The following is a 6722-nucleotide window of genomic DNA, read 5'->3' as shown; positions in this document are numbered from 1 at the left end:
CGCGACCGGCGGCTACGCCAACCTGGAAAACGCCCACCGCTGGATGCTCGGCTTCGTCGCCGACAGCCCGCAGTCCGCGCGTTATCAGGAACTCGCCGACCGCATCTCCGAGACCATCGGCTTCATGCGCGCGATCGGGCTTGACCCGGAGACGCATCACGAGCTGCGCCAGACCGAGTTCTGGACCTCGCACGAAGCGCTGCTGCTCGGCTTCGAGCAGGCGATGACCCGCGTCGATTCGACGACGGGCGATTTCTACGCGACCTCCGGGCACATGATCTGGATCGGCGATCGCACCCGCCAGCTCGACCACGCGCATGTCGAATATGCCCGCGGCGTGAAAAACCCGATCGGCCTGAAGTGCGGCCCGTCCATCAAGCCGGACGAGCTGCTCCAGCTGATGGAGGTGCTCGATCCCGAAAACGAGCCGGGCCGGCTGACGCTGATCTGCCGCTTCGGTTTCGACAAGGTCGGCGACCACCTGCCGGGGCTGTTGCGCGCGGTGAAGCGCGAAGGGCGTCTCCCGGTGTGGTCGTGCGATCCGATGCACGGCAACACGATCAAGGCCTCGAGCGGCTACAAGACCCGGCCGTTCGAGCGGATCATGAGCGAGATTCGCAGCTTCTTCGACGTCCATAACGCCGAAGGCACCTATGCCGGCGGCGTGCATCTCGAGATGACCGGCAAGAACGTCACCGAATGCACCGGCGGCGCGCGGGCGATCACCGACCTCGATTTGCATGACAGGTATCATACCTACTGCGACCCCCGCCTCAACGCGGAGCAGGCGATCGAGGTGGCCTTCATGGTCGCCGAGTTGCTGAAGAAGGAACGCATCGGACGCGGGCTGCCAGCCGTTCGCGCCGCCGAGTGATGACCGTCGTCCGTTTCGCCCCGTCGCCGACGGGGCGCATCCATATCGGCAACGCGCGCACCGCGTTGCTCAATGCGCTGTTCGCCCGTAAGACGGCCGGCCGCTTTATATTACGGTTCGACGATACCGACGCCGAGCGCTCGCGCCAGGAATACGTCGAGGCGATCGGCGTCGACCTGCGCTGGCTCGGCGTCGAGCCGGATGTCACCGTACGGCAGTCCGAGCGTTTCGCTTTGTATGCCGAAGCGACCGAACGTCTCAAGGCGATGGGCCGGCTCTACCCGGCTTACGAGACGGCGGACGAGCTTGATCGCCGCCGCAAGCGCCAACAAGCGCGGAGCCTGCCGCCGGTCTACGACCGCGCGGCGTTGGCTCTGACGGCAGAAGACCGTGCAAAACTGGAGGCCGAGGGCCGGCGCCCGCACTGGCGGTTCAAGCTCGAGACCGGGATCGTCACCTGGACCGACTTGGTGCGGGGCGAGAGCCGCATCGATTGCAGCTCGCTGTCCGATCCGGTGCTGATCCGCGAGGACGGCACCTATCTCTACACGCTGCCGTCGGTCGTCGACGACATCGACCTCGGCGTCACGCACGTGATCCGCGGCGAGGATCACGTCACCAATACGGCGGTGCAGGCCCAGCTGTTCGCGATCCTGGGCGGCACGATCCCTATCTTCGGACACCATAACCTGCTGACGACCGCAACCGGGGAGGGGCTGTCCAAGCGCTCCGGCGCGCTGTCGCTCGGCGGGTTGCGCGACGTCGGGATCGAGCCGTTGGCGGTCGCCGCGCTTGCGGTGCTCACCGGTTCGTCGGATGCCGTGCACCCGGTCGAGAGCCTCGACGCGCTCGCGGCGATCTTCGATTTTTCCCACATCTCGCGCAATCCCGCACGCTTCGATCCTGCCGAACTGGCGGTCTTGTCGGCGCGGACGCTGCACGGTCTGCCGTTCGTGGCCGTCGAAGGCCGCCTGGCGGCCGTCCGCATCGCCGGCGCCATGGCCGAGCCGTTCTGGCTCGCGGTGCGCGGCAATCTCGAGACCTTTGGTGACGTGATCAAGTGGTGGCGGGTCATCGAGGGACCAGTTCCGCCCGTGACCGAAGATCCGGACTTTTTGGCCGAGGCCGAAATATTGCTGCCGCAGGAGCCGTGGGATTTTGGGGTCTGGGCCGTATGGACCGCGGCGATCAAGGCCAAGACGGCGCGCAAAGGCAAGGCCCTGTTCCACCCGCTGCGCCTGGCGCTGACCGGCTCCGAAACAGGACCCGAACTCGCCGCGCTGCTACCGTTGATCGGACGGGCTAGAGCTTCGGCCCGACTGTCCGGACGTGCCGCGTAACGCCGTCGGGGCCCGTCACGTCCGTGCCCTGATCGACAGGTTTGGCGTCGGTGGCCGTGGTCTGCGCTGGCACGGCAGCCGGCGGTGCGGCGATCAGGGCCGCGCGCGTCTTGGTGTCCATTTTTGGTCGTGACATTTCGGCGGCCTTCTCCGGCGTCACCATGATGTCGCCCTTGCGCAGACTGCCGAGCGCGGTTTCCGCGCCCGCAAGCGCCTCGGCCCAGGTCTTTCCGACCGGCTGGCAGGTGCACGCCGAGTCGAAACTCTTCTGGAATTTCAGGGCGTTCGGCAGGTCCATGTAGGGCGTCCCGTCGAGGCTGACGGCGGTCTTGATCTCGCTGTTGGGATTGCGCGTGTAGACGGCCGCCTGGGTGCCGGGGCAGAGCGCCGTGCACAATTCGTTGAGCGTATCCTGGTCGTGGTGCGACGACATGTTCATCGGGAAGAAGCCGCCGTCGCAGGTGCGGACGCAGACGGCCTGGGAGCCGCCGTGCGCATCGACATCGTTGCCGTCGTCGGCGCCGTCACCCGGCGCCGGCGCCATATCCGCGGGAGGCTGTGCCGGCCGCTGCTCTTCGCCGCCGCCGAACAGCGATTCGAAAAAGCCGCGCTGTCTTGGCGGCTGCTGAAGCGCCGCACTTTGCTGGCCACCGCGGCAATAGGCATTGAACCGTGCGATCAGGTCGCCGCGATTGCCGCCGCCGCCCGCCGCCTGGAGTTGGCCGAGGTTGGCCTGCATTTGCGCGATCCGCGCATTCAGCCCGCCGCACTGTGGCGCCTGCGCGCCGCCGAAAAAGAGAAACTGCTGGCGGTCACAGCCGAGCTGATGGGCATAGGCCGAGGTGCGGGCGAGTTCCGCGCTCTGCTTGCGCGCGGCACCTGCCGCCCGATTGTCGCCACCGCCGCCGGCCGCGATCTGCTGCTGCAGCCGGTTGCAATCGATGGCCTGCGCGTGCGCCGCCATGGGGTCGACCGCCGAAAGAAGCAGCGCGAGCGCGATGCCGGCCGCGCATTCAAGCCGCGCAAAACCTCGGACGGTGGAGAGAAGGCGCATTCAATCCTCAGCGCTGCAGGCGATTTGGCGTGCGCCATTCGCAAAGCATCGAATCAGCCCCCGCCGGCAATCTGGCGAACGCGGTTAAGTGTCGGCGAATGATCATCGCTTCGTGGTGCAAACAAGGCTTCCCATCACGCGTCCGCGATTAGAGCCGTCGCATGCCTCTTTTGCAACAGGTGGGCCGACGCCATATTGGGACCGCCGCTGGGCACAACGAGGAGCCATTAATGACGTCTATTCGCAAGGCCGCAGCCCCGATCGCTCTGTTGCTGATGGGTTCGGCAGGCGTCGCCTCAGCCGCCGACAGCGGGCCGGACCTGATTTTCCGCGAATCGACGAAATTCCGATTGCTGACGCCGAGCGACAAACTCGCGACCTATGCGATCGATGATCCGCTGGTCGACGGCGTCGCCTGCTACTACACGGTCCCGGAAAAGGGAGGGCTGTCCGGCGCGCTCGGCCTTGCCGAGCAGACGTCCGACGTCTCGCTGGCCTGCCGGCAATATGGCGCGATCAAGTTCAAGGACAAGTTCGCCCAGGGTGACACCGTGTTCAGCGAGCGCCGGTCGTTCTTCTTCAAGCACATGCAGATCGTGCGCGGCTGCGACGCCAAGCGCAACGTGCTCGTCTACATGGTCTATACCGACAAGCTGATCGAGGGTTCGCCGAAGAACTCGACGTCGACCGTGCCGGTCCAGGCTTGGGGCACCGCGACGGACGTGCAGCGGTGCGGCGACTTTTCGAAGGGTTGAGCCGGAGACGGATACAAAAATGCCGATGCAGTCGCCTGCACCGGCATGATTCATCGAAATCGTTTGGCAGCTTACTTGGGCTGACCCTGATCGGCGGCCTGCTGCTTCTTCGAAGCGTTGTGGTGGCCGACGGCGCAGCCAGCAGCCGCGCCCATCTTGCCGTGGCCGGCCAGGTGACCAGCAACGCCGCCGACGATCGCGCCCTTGATGCAACCGGCCGCGTCAGCGGTCCCGGCGAAAGAGAACGCTGCTGCCGTCAGGATGATGCTTGCGAAAATCGTCTTCATGGTCCGTCTCCAGGTTGTGCAGACGCAATCGCTTGAAGAGACGGAATGTTCCGCCGGTTGGAGTCTAAGGCTTAACCGTTTCGGAACAGGTCACGATGAAGGAGCCGGGATCGAGCTTTGGAGTCGCCACGCCGACGGCGGAGGCGGTGACGTCGTCGGCGCGTCCGTAGGATTGGGCGACCGCCATGCCGTGGGCTTCGCACCAGGCGTCGGCGATGACCTTGCCGCAGGCCTTGTTGCCGCTGAGGCAATCGTCGAACCCGTAGCCGTCCGAGGCGGGGATGACGATCATATGCCGGTCGGTTTCTGCGCGTGCGGGAAAATGCATAGCCGCGAGAACGAGGAGCGCTGCGGCAATCGTGAGGGCGACCTGTACGAGCTTACGGTACTCTGGGAAAATGGCAGGCATGCTGAAAACTCGGACGATTCACCGCGACACCCCAGTCTGCACGCGTTTCGTTTAAGATGTGGTTAAGGCTGTTCGGCCTCGCTTTCGGCGTGCCGTGCTTGACATGCGGCGTCGCCCCCCGATGGTGCGCAGCGTTCGCCGCCGTGCCGGCGGCTTGAATCTGGGTTGGAACAGGGTGCGATGACGCTGCGGCTCTACAATACGCTGACACGCCGGAAAGAGGATTTTACGCCGTTCGATCCGGCCAACGTGCGCCTCTATGCCTGCGGTCCGACCGTCTATGATCGGCTGCACATCGGCAACGGCCGCATGCTCATCGTTTTCGACGTGCTGTTCCGTGTGCTGCGCCACACGTTTGGCGCCGAGCACGTCACCTACGTCCGCAACATCACCGACGTCGACGACAAGATCAACGCGCGCGCCGCCGAGCGAGGCATCCCGATCAAGGTGCTGACCGACGAGATGACCGTGTTCTTCCACGAGGACACGACAGCGCTCGGATGCCTCACGCCGACGATCGAACCGCGGGCCACTGAGCATATCGCGCCGATGATCGCGATCATGGAGCGCCTTATCGCGCGGGGGCACGCCTATGCCGCCGAAGGCCATGTGCTGTTCGACGTGCCGTCGATGCCGACCTACGGCAGGTTGTCGAACCGCTCGACCGACGAGATGATCGCCGGCGCGCGCATCGAGGTGGCGCCCTACAAGCGCAATCCCACCGACTTCGTGCTGTGGAAGCCTGCGGCGCCGAATGAACCGGGCTGGGATAGCCCGTGGGGCCGCGGTCGGCCTGGCTGGCATCTCGAATGCTCGGCGATGAGCTGGAAGCACCTCGGCGAGACCTTCGACATCCACGGCGGCGGCATCGATCTGCTGTTCCCGCACCACGAGAACGAGGTCGCGCAAAGCTGCTGCGCCTTCGGCCACGACCTGATGGCGCAGGTCTGGATGCACAACGGGCATCTTCAGGTCGAGGGTGAGAAGATGTCCAAAAGTGTCGGAAACTTCATCACTATTCACGACCTCTGGGCGACGAAGTCGTTCGGTGACCACGCCTGGTCGGGCGACGCGCTGCGGCTCGCAATGCTGCGCACGCACTACCGCCAGCCGATCGATTTCACGGTGCGTGCGCTGGACGAGGCGGAGCGCACGCTCGACGATTTCGCCAAGGCCGCTGCCGGCGTCGAAGCGGCGCCCCCCAGTGCCGCGTTTATCGAGGCGCTTGCCGATGACCTCAACACGCCGCGGGCCCTGGCCGAACTCTATGCCTTGCGCACGAGTGATCCTGCGGCCCTAAAAGGGTCGCTTGCGCTGCTCGGCCTGTCCTGCGCCGGAAAACCCTGCGACGAGCCGGTGATGTCGCCGGAACTCGAACAGCTTTTGGCGCGCCGCAAGGCGGCTCGCGCGGCGAAAAACTGGGCGGAATCCGATCGGATCCGCGACGAACTCGGCGCGCTGGGCATCGCGGTCAAAGACAACAGGGACGGCTCGGTGAGCTGGGAGAGCAAACGATGAATGCCACCGCGTTTCCCGAGGCGGCGCTGCGCCCGATGCTGCCTGACGACGGGCCGTTGCTCGCCGCGATCTTCCAGGAGAGCATCGATGTGCTTGCCGAGGAGGATTACGACGAGGGACAGCGCAACGCCTGGGCTTCGGCCGCCGACGAGCCGAGCTTTCTTGAGCGTCTCGAAGCATCGCTGACGCTCGTCGCGACGATCGGCGGCTCGCCCGTCGGCTTCATCGCGCTGGAAGGGCCGGGCGCCATCGCCATGCTCTACGTGCATCCGGCGGTGGCGCGGCAGGGCGTCGGCTCGATGCTCTACGACGCGGTCGAACGGCTTGCGACGGGACGCGGCGCCAAGCAGCTGACGGTCGAGGCCAGCGACAATGCCAAGCCGTTCTTCGACGCCAAGGGGTTTATGTCGCTGCATCGCCAGACCGTCGAGATCGGGGATTACTGGCTCGGCAACACGCGGATGGAGAAGGCGCTGTAGAACGTC

9 protein-coding genes are annotated in these 6722 nt (G+C 65.6%); 6 read left to right on the top strand and 3 right to left on the bottom strand.

Annotation, left to right across the window (positions count from 1 at the left end; all coding sequences use genetic code 11):
• Together GSQ79_RS29580 and GSQ79_RS14820 are read left to right on the top strand one after the other, a co-directional pair.
• The coding region (locus GSQ79_RS29580) for a 3-deoxy-7-phosphoheptulonate synthase (protein WP_246725340.1) at nucleotides 1-874 on the top strand (874 nt) is incomplete at its 5' end.
• Nucleotides 874-2214: a glutamate--tRNA ligase gene (locus tag GSQ79_RS14820; RefSeq protein WP_158809474.1), complete on the top strand. Its 1341-nt coding sequence runs from the start codon at nucleotides 874-876 to the stop codon at nucleotides 2212-2214. The genes GSQ79_RS29580 and GSQ79_RS14820, both read left to right, overlap by 1 nt.
• Here GSQ79_RS14820 and GSQ79_RS28990 read toward each other — a convergent pair.
• Nucleotides 2177-2758: a DUF2865 domain-containing protein gene (locus GSQ79_RS28990; protein WP_210253093.1), complete on the bottom strand. Its 582-nt coding sequence runs from the start codon at nucleotides 2756-2758 to the stop codon at nucleotides 2177-2179. The two genes, GSQ79_RS14820 and GSQ79_RS28990, sit on opposite strands and share 38 nt — an antisense overlap.
• Between GSQ79_RS28990 and GSQ79_RS28985 the strand changes: the two genes are divergently transcribed.
• Nucleotides 2705-3370: a hypothetical protein gene (locus tag GSQ79_RS28985; protein WP_210253092.1), complete on the top strand. Its 666-nt coding sequence runs from the start codon at nucleotides 2705-2707 to the stop codon at nucleotides 3368-3370. The two genes, GSQ79_RS28990 and GSQ79_RS28985, sit on opposite strands and share 54 nt — an antisense overlap.
• Nucleotides 3371-3498: 128 nt before the next feature.
• The gene (locus tag GSQ79_RS14810; RefSeq protein WP_158809472.1) at nucleotides 3499-4023 is read left to right on the top strand and encodes a CreA family protein; all 525 of its coding nucleotides are present in this window, start codon (nucleotides 3499-3501) and stop codon (nucleotides 4021-4023) included.
• A 71-nt stretch (nucleotides 4024-4094) separates the two neighbouring features.
• Here GSQ79_RS14810 and GSQ79_RS14805 read toward each other — a convergent pair whose 3' ends face one another.
• Nucleotides 4095-4310 carry a hypothetical protein gene (locus tag GSQ79_RS14805; protein WP_158809471.1) on the bottom strand — a complete coding sequence of 72 codons (216 nt, stop codon included), beginning with the start codon at nucleotides 4308-4310 and terminating at the stop codon, nucleotides 4095-4097.
• A 64-nt stretch (nucleotides 4311-4374) separates the two neighbouring features.
• A complete protein-coding gene (locus tag GSQ79_RS14800) occupies nucleotides 4375-4719 on the bottom strand; it encodes a hypothetical protein (RefSeq protein ID WP_158809470.1) in 345 nt (114 codons plus the stop codon).
• A gap of 180 nt (nucleotides 4720-4899) precedes the next feature.
• Here GSQ79_RS14800 and cysS point away from each other — a divergent pair, with 180 nt between their 5' ends.
• Nucleotides 4900-6237, top strand: a complete 1338-nt coding sequence (cysS, locus tag GSQ79_RS14795) for a cysteine--tRNA ligase (RefSeq protein ID WP_158809469.1) — start codon at nucleotides 4900-4902, stop codon at nucleotides 6235-6237.
• Complete coding sequence (locus GSQ79_RS14790) at nucleotides 6234-6716, top strand: GNAT family N-acetyltransferase (RefSeq protein ID WP_158809468.1); 483 nt, start codon at nucleotides 6234-6236, stop codon at nucleotides 6714-6716. The genes cysS and GSQ79_RS14790 overlap by 4 nt, the downstream gene beginning before the upstream one ends.
• Nucleotides 6717-6722: the final 6 nt, after the last annotated feature.

Origin of the sequence: Beijerinckia sp. L45 (genome assembly GCF_009765775.1) — a bacterium.
Taxonomy (GTDB): domain Bacteria; phylum Pseudomonadota; class Alphaproteobacteria; order Rhizobiales; family Beijerinckiaceae; genus RH-AL1.
The sequence above is the reverse complement of the archived record's forward strand: the minus strand, read 5'-3'. Positions and strand labels throughout refer to the sequence as shown.